This is a genomic window from Pseudaquabacterium pictum (assembly GCF_005403045.1).
In the GTDB taxonomy this organism is placed as follows: Bacteria; Pseudomonadota; Gammaproteobacteria; order Burkholderiales; family Burkholderiaceae_C; genus Pseudaquabacterium; species Pseudaquabacterium pictum.
Map to the genome: position 1 here is coordinate 60,272 of NZ_BJCL01000007.1, position 15,006 is coordinate 75,277.

Sequence of the window (15,006 nt, forward strand, 5' to 3'; positions counted from 1 at the left end):
AGCGACATCGGCTTGCCGATCCCGGACATGCGGCGCGCCGGGCGCGCCGCCGGCGCAGGGGCACTGCTACAACCCCGGCTCGCCGCACCCCAGCGGCCTGCCGGAGACCACGATGCACCCCACCCGCCGCCGCTTCACTGCGCTGCTGAGCGCCCTGCTCGCCACCGCTGCCGCCACCCTGCTGCCCAACGCCGCCTTGGCCCAGGCACCTGACTGGGCCAAGGTGCGCGTGGGCGTCGAGGGCAACTACCCGCCGTTCTCCAAGCTGGGCACCGACGGCAAGTTGTCGGGCTTCGACATCGACATCGCGCTGGCGGTGTGTGCCCGCATCCGCGCCGAGTGCACCCTGGTGCAACAGGAGTGGGACGGCATGATGCCGGCGCTGGGCGCGAAGAAGTTCGACATGATCGTCGCGTCGATGACCATCACCGACGAGCGCCGCAAGGCCGCCGAGTTCAGCGACCCGTACTACGACGTGCCCTCGCGCTGGGTGGCCCGCGCCGGTGCCTTCAAGGACCACAGCCCGGCGTCGTTCAAGGGCAAGAAGATCATCGTGCTGCGCAACAGCCCGCGCGCCAAGCATGTGGCCGAGCAGTACAAGGACAGCGAGGTGCTGCTGGTCAACAAGGAGACCGATGTCTACCTGGAACTGGCCGCCGGCCGCGGCGACATCGGCTTCGGCTCCAGCGTGGTGTCGAACGAGGCCTTCCTGAAGCGGCCCGAAGGCAAGGGCTTTGCGCAGGTGGGCACCACGGTGCGGCTGGACGGCGGCGGCGTGGGCATCGCCTTCCGCAAGACCGACACCGCGCTGCGCGACAAGGTCAACGTGGCGCTGAAGGCGATCAAGGCCGACGGCACCTACAAGAAGCTGGCCGACCAGTACTTCGACTTCGACGTGTCTGGCGGGCAGTGACGCCAGAGTCTTCGCACTGACCATGCTGCACGGATACGGACCCGCCATCCTCGGCGGACTGGGGGCCACGCTGGGCGTGGCCGCGGCCTCGCTGGCGCTGGCCTGCGTCTTCGGCCTGCTGGGCGCGGTGGCCAAGCTGTCGGGCGTGCGCGCGCTGCGCTGGGCGGCCGAGGTCTACACCACGCTGATCCGCGGCCTGCCCGAGCTGGTGCTGATGCTGGCCATCTTCTACGGCGGGCAGACCCTGCTCAACAGCCTGGCCGAGCGCCACGACTGGGCGCTGATCGAGATCCCGCCGCTGGCCGCGGGCGTGGGCACCATCGGCTTCATCTTCGGCGCCTACCTGACCGAGACCTTCCGTGGCGCCATCCTGGCCATCCCGCGCGGGCAGGCCGAGGCGGCGCTGGCTTGCGGCATGCGGCGCGGCCAGGTGCTGCGGCGCATCGTGCTGCCGCAGATGGTGCGGCACGCCATCCCGGGCTTCGCCAACAACTGGCTGGTGATGGTCAAGGCCACCGCGCTGGTGTCGATCATCGGGCTGGACGACATGGTGCACCGCGCCAACCTGGCTGCCGCCGCCACCCGTGAGCCCTTCACCTTCTACATGCTGATCGCCGGCCTGTACCTGGTCATCACCACGGTGTCGATCCTGGCGCTGTCGCGGCTGGAGAAGCGCTTCAGCCTGGGCGTGCGGGCGGTGACGTTCTGACGGGACCGCGATGATCGACTGGACCGTCATCGCCGACAGCCTGCCCGCCTTTGCCGGCGGCCTGCAGGTGTGCCTGGGGCTGCTGGCCATCAGCCTGGCCACCGGGCTGCTGCTGTCGGCGCCGCTGGCGGTGGCGCGGGTGTCGCGCCACCGGGTGCTGGCCAGCGCGGTGTGGGCCTACACCTATGTGTTCCGCGGCACGCCACTGCTGGTGCAGCTGTTCGTGGTCTACCACGGCCTGGCGCAGTTTCCGGCGCTGCGCGAGTCCATCCTGTGGCCGCTGCTGCGCGAGGCCTGGTTCTGCGCCTGGCTGGCCTTTGCGCTGAACACCACCGCCTACACCACCGAGATCTTTGCCGGCGCGCTGCGCGCCACGCCGCATGGCGAGGTGGAGGCCGCGCGCGCCTACGGCCTGCAGGGCTGGCGGCTGTACATCCGCATCCTGCTGCCCAGCGCCTGGCGCCGCGCGCTGCCGCAGTACGGCAACGAGGTGGTGGGCCTGATGCATGCCACCGCCATCGCCAGCACCGTCACGCTGGTCGACATCACCCGCGTGGCGCGGGATGTCTATGCCAACAGCCTGCTGGCGTCGGAGGCCTTCGGCACCGCTGCCGTCCTGTACTTCACGCTGACCTTCACCCTGGTGGGTGGCTTCAAGCTGCTGGAGTGGCGCTTCCTGCGCCACCTGCGGCCGCAGCGCCCCACCCCTGCCCATGCACATTGACACCATCCACCTGATCCCCGCCGCGCCCGGCGTGCAGCACCGGCTGCAGGTGCTGCGCTTCGGCCCGGCCGGCGCCGCGCGCAGCGCCACCATCCAGGCTGCGCTGCATGCCGACGAGGTGCCGGCCATGCTGGTGGCCCAGCAGCTGCGCCATCAGCTTGCGGTGCTGGAAGACGCCGGCCAGCTGCTCGGCCAGATCCAGCTCGTGCCCTACGCCAACCCGCTGGGCCTGGGCCAGCTGCTGCTGGGCCAGCACCAGGGCCGCTTCGACCTGCGCGACGGCGGCAACTTCAACCGCCACCATGTCGACCTGGCCGAGGCGGTGGCCCGGCAGGTGGGCCCGGCGCTGGGCACCGATGCCGCCACCAACCAGCGCCTGGTGCGCCAGGCCCTGCAGCAGGCGGCCGACGCGCTGCACACCCACAACGCGGTGCAGGACCTGAAGCACCGGCTGCTGCAGCTGGCCATCGGCAGCGAGGTGGTGCTGGACCTGCACTGCGACAGCGAGGCCGCCATGCACCTGTACACGCTGACGCCGCATGCCGCGCCGGGCAGCGAGCTGGGCGCGCTGCTGGGCGCGCGGGCGGTTCTGCTGGCCACCGAGTCGGGCGACGGCCCGTTCGACGAGGCCTGCAGCCGCCCCTGGCTGGTGCTGGCCGATCGCTTTGCCGACCGGCCCATCCCGCTGGCCTGCTTCAGCGCCACGGTGGAACTGCGTGGCGAGCGCGACACCGGCCACGGCCTGGCCCAGCGTGATGCCTGGGCGATCATCGAATTCCTGCGCCGCCGCGGCCTGGTGGCCGGCACGCCGGCGCCGTTGCCGGCGCCGCGTTGCGCGCCCACGCCGCTGGCAAGCTCGGAGCCGGTCACCGCGCCCTGTGCCGGCGTGCTGGTGTTCCATGTCGAGCCCGGCCAGGAGGTGGCCGCCGGTGAACTGGTGGCCGACATCGTCGACGTGGACAGCGGCGCCCACACGCCGGTGCGGGCCCGGTCGGCCGGCGTGCTCTATGCTCGCTGCGGCACACGCTGGGCCTGGCCCGGCAAGCGGCTGGCGAAGATCGCCGGCACCACGCTGCAACGCACCGGAACCCTGCTGAGCCCCTGATGGATCCCACCAAGACCCCCCCGCTGCTGCTGGCCGAGGGCCTGACCAAGCGCTTTGGCGCCAACGAGGTGCTCAAGGGCGTCAGCGTCTGCGCCCGCCAGGGCGACGTGATCTCGATGATCGGCAGCAGCGGCTCGGGCAAGAGCACCTTCCTGCGCTGCCTGAACCTGCTGGAGGCGCCCAACGCCGGCAGCATCACCGTCGACGGCGAGGCCCTGGACCTGGTGCCTGGCCGCGATGGCGCGCTGAAGGCGCGCGATGCGGCCCAACTGCAGCGGCTGCGCACGCAGGTGTCCATGGTGTTCCAGCACTTCAACCTGTGGGCCCACATGACGGCGCTGCAGAACGTGATGGAGGCGCCGGTGCAGGTGCTGGGCCTGGCCAAGGCCGAGGCCCGCGACCGCGCCGAGCACTACCTGCAGCGCGTGGGCGTGGCCCACCGCAAGGACGCCTACCCGGCCCACCTGTCGGGCGGCGAGCAGCAGCGCGTGGCCATCGCCCGCGCGCTGGCGATGGAGCCCAAGGTGATGCTGTTCGACGAGCCCACCTCGGCGCTCGACCCCGAGCTGGTGGGCGAGGTGCTGCGGGTGATGCGCAGCGTGGCCGAAGAGGGCCGCACGATGATCGTCGTCACCCACGAGATGGGCTTTGCGCGCGAGGTGAGCAACCACGTGGTCTTCCTGCACCAGGGCCGGCTGGAAGAAGAAGGCCCGCCGGCGCAGGTGCTGACCCAGCCGCGCAGCGAGCGGCTGCGCGCCTTCCTGTCGAACAGCCTGAAGTAGCTCAGGCGGCCCGAAGTACGCTCGGATTCAACGCGAACTGCTTCTGCGCGAAGGCCCAGACCAGGCGTGACGCATCGGGCCCGGCCGGGTCGCTGAACGGCTGGCTGGCGGCGCCGCCGCTCCAGGCATGGGCCAGGCCCTGCACCAGGGCCAGCGTGGCCACCGTGCGGCCACGGCGCTTGTAGTCGGTGACCAGCATGGCGTGGCGCTGGCCGCGCTGCACCCGGCGGGTGGCGCCCGGCAGCGCGCCAGCGGCGGTGGCCCAGGCCTGGGCCGCAGCGGCGCCGTTGGCCGGTGCCACCACACCGTCGGCGCTGCCGTGCAGCACCAGCAGCGCCGGCCAGCCGGTGGCCGGCATCGCGGCCATCGCCGCGGGGCTGCGGCGGCCCTGCATCGCACGCAGCGCGGTGAGGGTGGAGTGGGCCGTGCCAGGCGGGATGCCCGAGTGCATCACCACGCCGCTGAACCGATCCGGGTGGCGCACCGCCAGCAGCGCCGCCAGGCTGGCGCCGGCCGACAGCCCGGCCAGCACCACCCGCTGGCGGTCGCCGCCCAGCAGGCCGCAGACCTGGTCGATGGCCTGCAGCACCAGATCGGCCTCGGCCTGGGCGCGGCCGCGGTCGGTGTCGAACCAGTTCCAGCAGCCCTGGGCATTGGCCAGCCGGTCCTGCTCGGGGTAGAGCACCAGGAAGCGCTGCTGCGCGGCCAGGCGGTTCATGCGGGTGCTGGCGGCAAAGGAATCGGCATCCTGGGTGCAGCCGTGCAGCAGCACCAGCAGCGGCAGCCGCTCGCCGGTGCGCAGGCCGGGCGGGCTGTAGAGCCGCCAGCGCCGCGCACCGCCCGGCCCCAGGGCCAGGCCGGGGCGCCAGCTGCCGACAGCCGTGGCGGCCCGCGGCCGGGTGGGCACACGCTTGGCCGCGGCGCGCTTGGCCACCCCGCGCTTGGCGGCCGGACGGCGCGCGGGCTTGGCGGGCGTGGCCATGGCCTGCAGCAGCGCGGCCTGGCCGGCCTTCAGGGCCTGGCGGCCCAGGGTGGCGAAACTGCGGTTCAGGCTGCGCGCCCAGGCCGGGCGTCGGGGTCTCTTCATCGACCGATTCTGGGGGGTGGCGCCGATCGGCGCTGGCCGCACCGATACTGCGCACCCGTTCCAGCAGATTCTTCCGGCCATGACCGACACCCCCGCCCTGCCCGACCGCCTGAGCGCCGACCCGCGCAGCCCGCACCACAACGCCGCCGTCTTCGAGCGCGAGGTGGGTGTGCGCATCAACGGCAAGGAGCGCTTCGACGTGCAGGAATACTGCGTCAGCGAAGGCTGGATCAGGATCCCCGCCGGCAAGGCGGTGGACCGCCGCGGCCAGCCGCTGCTGATCAAGCTCAAGGGCACGGTGGAGGTGTTCTACCGGGCGCCAGACGCCGGCTGACCGCCGACACGGCGCTGCAGCGCCGGCCCGCGTGAAGTGTTCACGGCCACCCCCCGCCGCTGCGGGGGACAGCCACGGCGGCCCGCCTCCTAGAGTTCAGTCCATCCGCAGCCGACGCCGGCTGCAACCTTCTGACCGGACTGAACCGACATGACCACCGCCCCCTTCCCGCACCGCATCACCGCCGCTGCCGCCCTGGTGCTGGCCGCCCTCGCCGCCCCCGCCGCGCACGCCGCCGTGGTGGCCCAGACCGCCGCCCCGATCAGCTTCACCGGCAACGGTGACAACCAGGCCACCGGCCTGTTCAGCGCGGCACAGACCGGCGACCTCTACATCGCCATGACCGTGCGTCTGGAAGCCGGCGACCTGGGTGCCAACAACTTCCTGGCCCTGTGGCTCGACAACGTCACCACCGGCGCCCACACGAACCGCCCCAACGTGGGCCTGAAGTCGAACGAGGGCTCGCCCGGTGGCCTCGACTGGATGGTGCGCGGCAGCGGTGTCACCGGCAGCTTCGCACCGGACCAGGCCACCATCGGCAGCACCGCCACCCTGTGGGCCCACCTGTACAAGGCCGGCAACGCCAACTACAACCGCTACGACCTGTGGGTGAACCCCACCGGCAGCTGGACCGACGTGCTGGCCACGACCCCGGAAGCCCGCAGCACGCTGAACTCGGGACTGAGCAGCATCAGCGGCTACGGCTTCCGCACGGCCAACCTGTCGGGCAACGACCGCTTCACCGTGCAGTCGATGGTGATCAGCAACACCGTGCCGCTGAACCTGGTGCCGGTGAGCGCGGTGCCCGAGCCCGGCAGCATCAGCCTGGCCCTGGCTGGCCTGGCGCTGGTCGGCGCGATGGCGCGCCGCCGCCGCGCAGCCTGATCAGCCCCTGGTCAGGCCATCCGCCAGCGCCGCCGCCAGCGCGGCGTTGAAGGCCTCGGCCGCCTCCCAGGCCACCCAGTGCCCGGCCTCGGGCACCAGCACCAGGCTGCGGTGCCCCGGCGCGGTGGCCAGCACCTGGCCGATCAGCGGCAGGCGCTGCGCGTACAGCACATCCAGCGCGCCCCAGATGCCGTGCACCGGGCAGGCCAGCTGCGGCAGCAGCCGCGCGACCGCATCGGTCAGCATCATGCGGCGCTGGCGCAGGCGGTCGCGTTCGACATTGGCTGCATGCAGCGTCACGGCCAGCGGTGTGGCCGATGCGGCATGCGCCAGCATCAACTGCAGCAGGTTGTGGCGGTGCACCGCCAGGCGCGCGGGGCCGGGCGGCAGGCTGTCCCAGCGGCGCAGGTCCAGCGGCGGCAAGCGCTCGGCGCTGAGGCCGGGGCTGCCCACCAGCACCAGGCGGGCCACCCGCGCCGGCCGGGCCTGGGCCCACAGCCCGGCCACCAGCGCGCCGAACGAGAAGCCCACCACCGCCACCGGCGTGGCGCCCAGCAACTGCTGCAGGCCGGTCTCCAGCCAGCCGGGCAGCACATCGGCATCGCCGCCATCGGGCGGTGCGGCCGAATCGCCGAAGCCCGGCATGTCGGCCACCCACACCGCATGGCCGGCAGCGGCCAGCGGGGCGATGTTGCGCAGCCAATGCGTCCAGCTGCCCGAGCCGCCGTGCAGCAGCACCACCGGGGCGCCACCGGCCGGGCCCCAGCGGTGCCAGACCAGATCGCCGTCACCGCAAGGCGTGGTGTGGCGGGTGGCGGCGGCCAGCAGCGCATCAGGGTTGTCCATGTCACCAGTCTAGAAGCCTGGCGGCGCCAGGCCTGCGACCATCGGTCCACCGATGTCCGACAACCCCTCCCTTCCGTTGCGTGGTCCGCTGGGCGCGCTGATGTTCGGCAACTTCGTCGTCGCCTGCGGCGTGCTGGTGGTGCCGGGCATGCTGGACAAGCTGGCGCAGGACCTGCAGGTCAGCGTGCCCACCGCCGGCCAGCTGCTGAGCCTGGCCGCGCTGGCGATGTGCCTGGGCGCGCCGCTGTTCGCGGCGGTCACCTCGCGGGTCGACCGGCGGCTGCTGCTGACCGCGTCGCTGCTGGTGCTGGGCATCGGCCATGTGGCGTGTGCGCTGGCGCCCAGCTACACCGTGCTGGCGGTGCTGCGGCCGCTGTCGGTGCTGGGCGCGGCGGTGCTGACGCCGCAGGCCGCTGCCACCATCGGCCTGCTGGTGCCGGCAGCGCAACGGCCGGCGGCGGTGACCACGGTGTTCCTCGGCTGGTCGGTGGCGTCGGTGGTGGGCATGCCGCTGGGCAACCTGGTGGCCAACTGGCTGAGCTGGCGCGCCGGCTTCGGCCTGATCGCGGTGCTGGCGTTCGTGTCGGCGGCCATCGTGTGGCGGTCGGTGCCGGGCGGGTTGCGGGTGGCGCCGCTGTCGCTGCAATCCTGGCTGGACGTGGCCGGCAGCCCGCGGCTGCGGCGCATCCTGGGCACCACGCTGCTGTGGTGTGCCGGCCACTTCATGGTGCTGGGCTACGTCACGCCGCTGTTCCGGCACTTCCTGGCGGCGCCGCCGGGCGTGCAGGCGGCGCTGCTGGGGGTGATGGGCCTCAGCGGCCTGGCCGGCAATGTGCTGCTGACACGCTGGGTGGGCCGCATCGGGCCCGACCGCGGATCCCGTCTGGCACTGGGACTGGTGGCCGCCGGTCTGGCGCTGTGGTGCCTGTTCAGCCTGGTCACGCCCAGCCTGGCCGGCATGGCGCTGGTGGTGCTGGTGTGGGGCGGCGGCTCGTTCGCCTTCGTCTCGGCGCAGCAGGCGCGGCTGGCGGCGGCGGCGCCAGCGCTCGCGTCGGCCTCGATCGCGCTGAATTCATCGAGCCTGTACGCTGGCCAGGCGCTGGGAGCGACTGCCGGCGGCGCCTTGCTGGCGACGTTGGGGTACGGCGCGCTGGGGCCGGCGGGGTTGGTGACGGTGCTGTTGGCGCTTGGTTTGTGTGTGCTGGCGGATCGGTGACATGACCCCTGTCCCGCGGACCACCACCGCTCCCGACTGACCACCAGGCGACACCCACGGCCCCGGCCCCGGGGCTAGAGTCCGCCGACATGACCACCCCCCTGCTGTTCACCCCGCTGACCCTGCGCGACCTGGTGCTGAAGAACCGGGTGGTGGTGGCGCCGATGCACCAGTACGCCGGCGAGCGTGGCTTCGCCACCGACTGGCATCTGATGAACGCCGGCCGCTATGCCGCCGGCGGCGCGGGGCTGTTCATCGTCGAATCGACCAAGGTCGAACGCCGCGGCTGCGGCACGGTGGGCGACCTGGGCCTGTGGGACGACGCCTTCATCCCCGGCCTGAAACGCATCGCCGACTTCACCCGCGCCTGCGGCGCCAAGGTCGGCATCCAGCTCGGCCACTCGGGCCGCAAGAGCCGCACCGGCCGGCCCTGGGAAGGCGGCCGCCCGTTGACGCCCGAGACCGCCAACGTGCCCGACTGGGACCGCTGGGAACTGGTCGCGCCCAGCGCCATCGCCCCTGACGCCCGCACACCCGTGCCGCGTGCGCTCAGCCGCAGCGAGATCGCCGCCGTGGTGCAAGCCTTCGCCCGCGCCACCGCCCGTGCCGAACAGGCCGGTTTCGACGTGGTGGAACTGCACGGCGCCCACGGCTTCCTGATCCACCAGTTCCTCAACCCGCAGTCCAACCAGCGCACCGACGACTACGGCGGCAGCGCTGCCAACCGCATGCGCTTTGCGCTGGAGGTGGCCGAGGCCGCCCGCGCCGCCTGGCCGGCGCACAAGCCGCTGTTCATGCGGCTGTCGGTCGACGACGGCACCGGCTGGGATCCGGCGGCCAGCGTGGGGCTGGCGCGTGAACTGAAGGCCCGCGGCATCGATGTGGTCGATTGCTCCGGCGGCGGTATGCTGCCCGGCCCGGTGCCGAATGCGCCGCCGGCCTACGGCTACCAGGTGCCCTATGCCGCCCAGCTGCGGCAGGAGGCCGGCATCGCCACCATGGCCGTGGGCCTGATCGTGCATGCCCGGCAGGCCGAGGCCATCCTGCAGCAGGGCCAGGCCGACCTGGTGGCGCTGGCCCGCGAGCTGCTCTACAACCCCAACTGGCCGCTGGACGCGGCGCAGAAGCTGGGCGCCGATCCGCAGTTCGCCCTGGTGCCGCCCGCCGCCGGCTGGTGGCTGGACAAGCGCCGCGCCAGCGCGCCGGGCGTGCAGCCGTCCACCTTCGGCACCACCACCTGACACCTCCGTCTCCCACACCATGCCCGACACCATCCCCCGCCTCAGCGACCCGCTGCCCTTTGCACGCGGCCCGGCCATGGCCAACCGCTTCATGCTGGCGCCGTTGACCAACTGGCAGAGCAACGCCGACGGCACGCTGGCCGATGCCGAGTACCACTGGCTGACGATGCGCGCCCGCGGCGGCTTCGCCCTCACCATGACCTGCGCCGCCCATGTGCAGCGCGGCGGCCAGGGCTTCCCCGGCCAGCTGGGCGTGTGGTCCGATGACCACCTGCCCGGACTGACGCGCCTGGCCGCCGGCATCCATGCCGGCGGTGGCGGCTCGTCGCTGCAGATCCAGCATTCGGGTCGCCGGTCCGACCGCGCACTCACCGGCGAGCAGCCGGTCTGCCCCTGGGACGATGCCGAGACCGGCGCCCGGGCGCTGACCACCGCCGAGGTGGAGCAACTGATCGAGGACTTCATCACCGCCGCGGTGCGCGCCGAGCGCGCCGGCTTCCACGGCGTGGAGCTGCACGGCGCCCACGGCTACCTGCTGGCGCAGTTCCTCGATGGCGAGAACAACCAGCGCAGCGACCGCTTCGGCGGCAGCTTCGTCAACCGCTGCCGGGTGCTGCACAGCATCATCGACGGCGTGCGCGCCCGCACCGGGCCGGCCTTCCAGCTGGGGCTGCGGCTGTCGCCCGAGCGCTTCGGCATCACCATGCCGGAATCGCTGGCGCTGGCCACCCAGGTGCTGGCCGACGGCAAGCTGGACTACCTCGACATGTCGCTGTGGGACTGCTTCAAGCCGCCGATCGATGCGGCTTTTGCCGACCGGCCGCTGATCGACCACTTTGCGGCCCTGCCGCGCGGCACCACCCGCCTGGGCGTGGCCGGCAAGATCATGGATGCCGCCACCGCCCAGCGCTGCCTGGAGCACGGCGCCGACTTCGTGCTGATCGGCCGCGGCGCCATGCTGCACCATGACTTCGCTGCCCGCGCACTGGCCGATCCGGCCTTCCAGTGCGTGGAGCGTCCGGTGACGCGCGCCTGGCTGGAGAAGGAGGGCCTCGGCCCCGCCTTCATCGGCTACGTGGCCAGCACCTGGAAGAACTTCGTTTCCGATTGAACCCATCCACCCCAAGGAGACACCCATGGCTGACTACGACCTGATCCTGCGCGGCGGCACGGTGCACGACGGCCTGGGCTCCCCCGCCCGCGTGGCCGATGTGGCGGTGAAAGGCGGCCGCATCGCCGCGATCGCTCCGGTTGGCACGGTGGCCGGCACGGCGACCGAGGAGATCGACGCCCGCGGCCTGCTGGTCACGCCCGGCTTCGTCGACGTGCACACCCACTACGACGGCCAGGCCACCTGGTCGCAGCGGCTGCAGCCGTCGTCGGGCCATGGCGTCACCTCGGTGGTCATGGGCAACTGCGGCGTGGGCTTTGCGCCCTGCCGTCCGGCCGAGCGCAACCTGCTGGTGCAGGTGATGGAAGGCGTGGAAGACGTGCCCGAGGTGGTGATGACCGCCGGCCTGCCCTGGAACTGGGAGACCTTCCCCGAGTACCTGGACGCGCTGGCCGCGCGCCAGTTCGATGTGGATGTGGCGGCGCAGCTGCCGCATTCGGCGCTGCGGGTCTATGTGATGGGCGAGCGCGCCGCCGGCGGTGCGCCCACGGCCGATGACCTGGCCGCGATGCGCCGCCTCACCGCCCAGGCGATGGCCGCCGGCGCGCTGGGCGTCACCACCTCGCGCAACCTGATGCACCGCACCAAGGCCGGCGCACTGGCGCCCAGCCTGCATTCGGAGGAAGACGAACTGGGCGCGCTGGCCGACGGCCTGAAGGACGCCGGCCGCGGCGTGTTCCAGCTGATCCCGGCGCCGATGGGCGATGCCGACGATGAATTTGCGCTGATGCGCCGCCTGGCCGAGCGCAGCGGCCGGCCGCTGTCGTACACCCTGATCCAGATGCCCACCGGCGACCGCGAGGCCTGGCGCAAGAGCCTGGCGGCGCTGAGCCAGGCAGCCGCCGACGGCCTGCCGATGCGTGCCCAAGTGGCGCCGCGCCCTGTGGGCATGTTCTACGGCCTGGACCTGAGCTTCCACGCCTTTGCCTACCACCCCAGCTACAAGGCCATCGCCCACCTGCCGCTGGCCGAGCGGGTGGCGCGCCTGCGCGACCCGGCCATGCGCGCCCGCCTGCTGTCTGAGCAGCCTCAGGACACCAACCCGGTGAACCTGAAGACGGTGAAGAGCTTCCAGTACAGCTACGCCTGGGGCTCCGACGCCGACTACGAGCCCGACCTCTCGCAGCGGCTGGACCGCCTGGCCGAGGCCGCGGGCCAGTCGATCGAGGCATTCACCTACGACCTGCTGCTGGCCGACGATGGCCACGCCCTGTTCTACCAGCCCGGCGCCAACTACCGCGACGGCAACCTGGATGCGGTGCGCACCATGCTGGGCCACCCGCAGGCGGTGGTGGGCCTGGCCGACGGCGGTGCCCATTACGGGATGATCTGCGACGCCAGCTTCCCCACCAGCTACCTGGCCCGCTGGGCCCGCGATGCGGCCGAGGCCGACCGCATCCCGCTGCCGCAGGCGGTGGCCGCGCTCACCAGCGTGCCGGCCAACCTGGCCGGCTTGGCCGACCGTGGCCGCCTGGTGCCCGGCGCCAAGGCCGACATCAACGTCATCAACCTGGCCCGGCTGCAGGTGCATGTGCCCACCGTCGTGCATGACCTGCCAGCGGGCGGGCGCCGCATGCACCAGCGCGCCAGCGGCTATGTGGCCACCATCGTGGCCGGCACGGTCACCTACCGCCACGGTGAAGCCACCGGCGCCCTGCCTGGCCGCCTGGTGCGCGGCAGCGTGGCCGTGACCGCCTGATTCCAGACCACGACGGAGACACCATGACCCAACCCACCCTGTACGGCACCTCGGCCTCGCGCGCCCTGCGCGCGCTGTGGGGCATCGAGGAAACCGGCATCGCCTTCACCCACGTGCCCACCACCTACGGGCCCGACTCCAAGGCGCCCGAGTACCTGGCCGTCAACCCCAACGGCCGCATCCCGGCGCTGGTGGATGGCGACCTGACGCTGTGCGAGTCGATGGCGATCAACCTGTACCTGGCCAAGCGCTACGGCGGCGCGCTGTACCCGGCCAACCCGGCCGACGAGGCCCGCGCCTGGCAGTGGAGCGTGTGGGGCATCAGCGAGATCGAGCCGCTGCAGATGCAGATCGTGGTGCAGAAGCTGTTCACGCCGGAGGAGAAGCGCAACCCCAAGGTGGTCGAAGGCGCCACCAAGGGCCTGCAGCGGCCGCTGCGGGTGCTGGATGCCGCGCTGGCGCAGCGGCCCTACCTGCTGGGCGACCAGTTCAGCGTGGCCGATCTCAATGTGGCCGCCGTGATGCACCTGATGAAGAACATCGGCTTCGGCTACAGCGAGCACGCCCATGTGCAGCGTTGGGCCGATGCCTGCCACGGCCGCCCGGCCCTGGCCCGCGCACTCGCCCGGCCCTGATTCCCGCCCCGCCGGCCAGCGGGCGGGCTGTCAGTCGCGGCCCAGGCGCAGCACCAGGGCGATGCAGCCGAAGGTGATGGCCAGGGCCAGCTCTCCCACGGTGGTGATGGCCGCGGCGGCCACCACCCAGCCCGGCACCTCGCTGGCATGGGCGCCGGTGCAGACTGTCAGCAGGCTGCCGGCCAGCACGGTGTGCACCTTCGCGTAGTGCGGCATCCAGCGCCGCAGGATCTGCTTGTTGTGCTCCAGCGCCGCGCGCTCGGCGAAGAGGTCGCCACTGGGCGTGTCACACAGGCCCACCGGCAGCAAGTAGCGCTGCAGCAGCCGGCCGAAGCCCGGGCCGGCCGCATGGCTGGCCGCGTCACCAGCCGCTGGCAGATCAGGGGTGTCGGTCGATTCCATCGGCGCTCCTCGGCCCGGCAGGCTGCACATCGGCTGCATTCTTCGCCGCGGCTGCCGCGGCAAACCGGCGAAGAACACAGCGGCACGGCGCCATCTTGCATCCGCCGGCGCGGCCCGCACACGGGCGATCCGCTGTCCGTTGTAAGGACCGCGCATCCAATCCGACCACCGTTGCGTAACACCCACCGGCGGCTCCGGCTGCCTTCTTCACTCCCCTCCGCCACGGATGACCACCATGCCCCACCGCGCCGCCCTGCCCCGCCTGCTGACCGCCGCTGCCGCCGCCACCGCCGCCCTGCTGGCGGCCGCCCCCGCTGCCGCCCAGGTCGACCCCACCCGCTTCGTCGACACCTTCGAGCGCACCTTCGGCAAGTTCGAGGGCTTCCGCCGTTCCGGCGCCAAGGGCGTGTGCGCCGTGGGCAGCTTCGTCGGCAGCGCCGAAGGCCGCGCCCTGTCGGTGTCGTCGGCCTTCAGCGGCCAGCCGGTGCCGGTGGTGGTGCGCTTCTCGGTGGGCGGCGCCAACCCCAAGGCGCCCGACAACGCCCGCAGCCAGCGCAACCTGGCGCTGCAGTTCAACCTGCCCGGCGGCGAGACCTGGCAGATGGGCAACATCTCGGCGCCGGTGTTCGGCGCGGCCACGCCCGAGCAGTTCATCGGCCGGCTGGAATCGCTGATGCCCGATGCGGAAACCAAGCGTCCCAACCCCGACAAGGTGAAGGCCTTCGCCGATGCCAACCCCGAGGTGCTGCTGCAGGGCAAGTACTTCGCCAGCCAGCCGGTGCCGGCCAGCTTCGGCAAGGTGAACTACTGGGGCGTGCATGCCTTCGGCTTCGTCGACGCTGCCGGCAAGAAGCAGTTCGGCAAGTGGATCTTCGAACCGGTGGGCGGCACGCAGACGCTGACCGACGACGAGGCCAAGGCCAAGGGCACCGATTTCCTGATCGACGACCTGCGCCAGCGCGTGGCCGCCGGCGGCGTGGCCTTCGACTTCAACCTGCAGCTGGCCCAGCCGGGCGACAAGCTCGACAGCGCGGTGACGCCGCTGCCCGACGACCGCAAGAAGGTGACGCTGGGCCGGCTGACGATCCAGTCGGTCTCGGCCGACGCCAGCGGCCCCTGCGTGGCCATCACCTACAACCCGATGATCCTGCCCAAGGGCGTGGAGCCGTCGGCCGACCCGATGCTGGCCGCACGCGCTGCGCCTTATGCGGTGGGCCTGGGCCGCCGCCTGGGCGAAGGGCCCAAGCAGTGACGGTT

16 protein-coding genes are annotated in these 15,006 nt (G+C 72.3%); 13 read left to right on the top strand and 3 right to left on the bottom strand.

Going from position 1 to position 15,006, the window contains the following annotated elements; translation table 11 throughout:
• Window positions 1–112: 112 nt before the first annotated feature.
• The 5 genes from FFT10_RS14430 to FFT10_RS14450 are packed head-to-tail and all read left to right on the top strand — an operon-like array spanning window position 113 to window position 4,233.
• Window positions 113–913, top strand: a complete 801-nt coding sequence (locus FFT10_RS14430) for a transporter substrate-binding domain-containing protein (protein ID WP_137733550.1) — start codon at window positions 113–115, stop codon at window positions 911–913.
• Window positions 914–935: 22 nt separating this feature from the next.
• A complete protein-coding gene (locus FFT10_RS14435) occupies window positions 936–1,622 on the top strand; it encodes an ABC transporter permease (RefSeq protein WP_137733551.1) in 687 nt (228 codons plus the stop codon).
• 10 nt (window positions 1,623–1,632) lie between these two features.
• Window positions 1,633–2,346, top strand: coding sequence for an ABC transporter permease (locus FFT10_RS14440; protein ID WP_137733552.1), 714 nt, complete (start codon window positions 1,633–1,635; stop codon window positions 2,344–2,346).
• Window positions 2,336–3,451 carry a succinylglutamate desuccinylase/aspartoacylase family protein gene (locus tag FFT10_RS14445; protein ID WP_137733553.1) on the top strand — a complete coding sequence of 372 codons (1,116 nt, stop codon included), beginning with the start codon at window positions 2,336–2,338 and terminating at the stop codon, window positions 3,449–3,451. Before FFT10_RS14440 ends, FFT10_RS14445 begins: the two co-directional genes overlap by 11 nt.
• A complete protein-coding gene (locus tag FFT10_RS14450) occupies window positions 3,451–4,233 on the top strand; it encodes an ABC transporter ATP-binding protein (protein ID WP_137733554.1) in 783 nt (260 codons plus the stop codon). The genes FFT10_RS14445 and FFT10_RS14450 overlap by 1 nt, the downstream gene beginning before the upstream one ends.
• 1 nt (window position 4,234) lies before the next feature.
• Here the strand turns inward: FFT10_RS14450 and FFT10_RS14455 are convergent, their stop codons facing one another.
• Window positions 4,235–5,320 (bottom strand): extracellular catalytic domain type 1 short-chain-length polyhydroxyalkanoate depolymerase, encoded by a 1,086-nt coding sequence (locus FFT10_RS14455; protein WP_137733555.1) that lies wholly within the window; start codon window positions 5,318–5,320, stop codon window positions 4,235–4,237.
• A 79-nt stretch (window positions 5,321–5,399) separates the two neighbouring features.
• On the opposite strand from FFT10_RS14455, the gene FFT10_RS14460 reads away from it, so the two are divergent.
• A complete protein-coding gene (locus tag FFT10_RS14460) occupies window positions 5,400–5,654 on the top strand; it encodes a DUF3297 family protein (protein ID WP_137733556.1) in 255 nt (84 codons plus the stop codon).
• A gap of 150 nt (window positions 5,655–5,804) precedes the next feature.
• The gene (locus FFT10_RS14465; RefSeq protein ID WP_137733557.1) at window positions 5,805–6,539 is read left to right on the top strand and encodes a PEP-CTERM sorting domain-containing protein; all 735 of its coding nucleotides are present in this window, start codon (window positions 5,805–5,807) and stop codon (window positions 6,537–6,539) included.
• Here FFT10_RS14465 and FFT10_RS14470 read toward each other — a convergent pair whose 3' ends face one another.
• Complete coding sequence (locus FFT10_RS14470) at window positions 6,540–7,385, bottom strand: alpha/beta fold hydrolase (protein ID WP_137733558.1); 846 nt, start codon at window positions 7,383–7,385, stop codon at window positions 6,540–6,542.
• 52 nt (window positions 7,386–7,437) lie between these two features.
• Here FFT10_RS14470 and FFT10_RS14475 point away from each other — a divergent pair, with 52 nt between their 5' ends.
• The 5 genes from FFT10_RS14475 (at window position 7,438) to FFT10_RS14495 (ending at window position 13,347) form a co-directional block, all read left to right on the top strand.
• A complete protein-coding gene (locus tag FFT10_RS14475) occupies window positions 7,438–8,601 on the top strand; it encodes an MFS transporter (protein ID WP_137733559.1) in 1,164 nt (387 codons plus the stop codon).
• Between the two features lie 89 nt (window positions 8,602–8,690).
• A complete protein-coding gene (locus FFT10_RS14480) occupies window positions 8,691–9,842 on the top strand; it encodes an NADH:flavin oxidoreductase/NADH oxidase (protein ID WP_137733560.1) in 1,152 nt (383 codons plus the stop codon).
• Window positions 9,843–9,861: 19 nt separating this feature from the next.
• Window positions 9,862–10,953, top strand: a complete 1,092-nt coding sequence (locus FFT10_RS14485; RefSeq protein WP_137733561.1) for an NADH:flavin oxidoreductase — start codon at window positions 9,862–9,864, stop codon at window positions 10,951–10,953.
• A 25-nt stretch (window positions 10,954–10,978) separates the two neighbouring features.
• Window positions 10,979–12,712, top strand: coding sequence for an N-acyl-D-amino-acid deacylase family protein (locus FFT10_RS14490; protein WP_137733562.1), 1,734 nt, complete (start codon window positions 10,979–10,981; stop codon window positions 12,710–12,712).
• A gap of 23 nt (window positions 12,713–12,735) precedes the next feature.
• Complete coding sequence (locus FFT10_RS14495) at window positions 12,736–13,347, top strand: glutathione S-transferase family protein (protein ID WP_137733563.1); 612 nt, start codon at window positions 12,736–12,738, stop codon at window positions 13,345–13,347.
• Window positions 13,348–13,377: 30 nt separating this feature from the next.
• Here FFT10_RS14495 and FFT10_RS14500 read toward each other — a convergent pair whose 3' ends face one another.
• Window positions 13,378–13,749 carry a hypothetical protein gene (locus tag FFT10_RS14500; protein ID WP_137733564.1) on the bottom strand — a complete coding sequence of 124 codons (372 nt, stop codon included), beginning with the start codon at window positions 13,747–13,749 and terminating at the stop codon, window positions 13,378–13,380.
• A 235-nt stretch (window positions 13,750–13,984) separates the two neighbouring features.
• Between FFT10_RS14500 and FFT10_RS14505 the strand changes: the two genes are divergently transcribed.
• Complete coding sequence (locus FFT10_RS14505; RefSeq protein WP_137733565.1) at window positions 13,985–15,001, top strand: catalase family peroxidase; 1,017 nt, start codon at window positions 13,985–13,987, stop codon at window positions 14,999–15,001.
• Window positions 15,002–15,006: the final 5 nt, after the last annotated feature.

Excerpts from the sequence above, each read along its gene's own strand:
- FFT10_RS14440 (WP_137733552.1), top strand. The coding sequence starts at position 1,633 with ATGATCGACTGGACCGTCATCGCCGACAGCCTGCCCGCCTTTGCCGGC.
- FFT10_RS14430 (WP_137733550.1), top strand. The coding sequence starts at position 113 with ATGCACCCCACCCGCCGCCGCTTCACTGCGCTGCTGAGCGCCCTGCTC.
- FFT10_RS14460 (WP_137733556.1), top strand. The coding sequence starts at position 5,400 with ATGACCGACACCCCCGCCCTGCCCGACCGCCTGAGCGCCGACCCGCGC.
- FFT10_RS14470 (WP_137733558.1), bottom strand. The coding sequence starts at position 7,385 with ATGGACAACCCTGATGCGCTGCTGGCCGCCGCCACCCGCCACACCACG.
- FFT10_RS14475 (WP_137733559.1), top strand. The coding sequence starts at position 7,438 with ATGTCCGACAACCCCTCCCTTCCGTTGCGTGGTCCGCTGGGCGCGCTG.
- FFT10_RS14455 (WP_137733555.1), bottom strand. The coding sequence starts at position 5,320 with ATGAAGAGACCCCGACGCCCGGCCTGGGCGCGCAGCCTGAACCGCAGT.
- FFT10_RS14500 (WP_137733564.1), bottom strand. The coding sequence starts at position 13,749 with ATGGAATCGACCGACACCCCTGATCTGCCAGCGGCTGGTGACGCGGCC.
- FFT10_RS14465 (WP_137733557.1), top strand. The coding sequence starts at position 5,805 with ATGACCACCGCCCCCTTCCCGCACCGCATCACCGCCGCTGCCGCCCTG.
- FFT10_RS14450 (WP_137733554.1), top strand. The coding sequence starts at position 3,451 with ATGGATCCCACCAAGACCCCCCCGCTGCTGCTGGCCGAGGGCCTGACC.
- FFT10_RS14495 (WP_137733563.1), top strand. The coding sequence starts at position 12,736 with ATGACCCAACCCACCCTGTACGGCACCTCGGCCTCGCGCGCCCTGCGC.
- FFT10_RS14480 (WP_137733560.1), top strand. The coding sequence starts at position 8,691 with ATGACCACCCCCCTGCTGTTCACCCCGCTGACCCTGCGCGACCTGGTG.
- FFT10_RS14435 (WP_137733551.1), top strand. The coding sequence starts at position 936 with ATGCTGCACGGATACGGACCCGCCATCCTCGGCGGACTGGGGGCCACG.
- FFT10_RS14445 (WP_137733553.1), top strand. The coding sequence starts at position 2,336 with ATGCACATTGACACCATCCACCTGATCCCCGCCGCGCCCGGCGTGCAG.
- FFT10_RS14490 (WP_137733562.1), top strand. The coding sequence starts at position 10,979 with ATGGCTGACTACGACCTGATCCTGCGCGGCGGCACGGTGCACGACGGC.
- FFT10_RS14485 (WP_137733561.1), top strand. The coding sequence starts at position 9,862 with ATGCCCGACACCATCCCCCGCCTCAGCGACCCGCTGCCCTTTGCACGC.
- FFT10_RS14505 (WP_137733565.1), top strand. The coding sequence starts at position 13,985 with ATGCCCCACCGCGCCGCCCTGCCCCGCCTGCTGACCGCCGCTGCCGCC.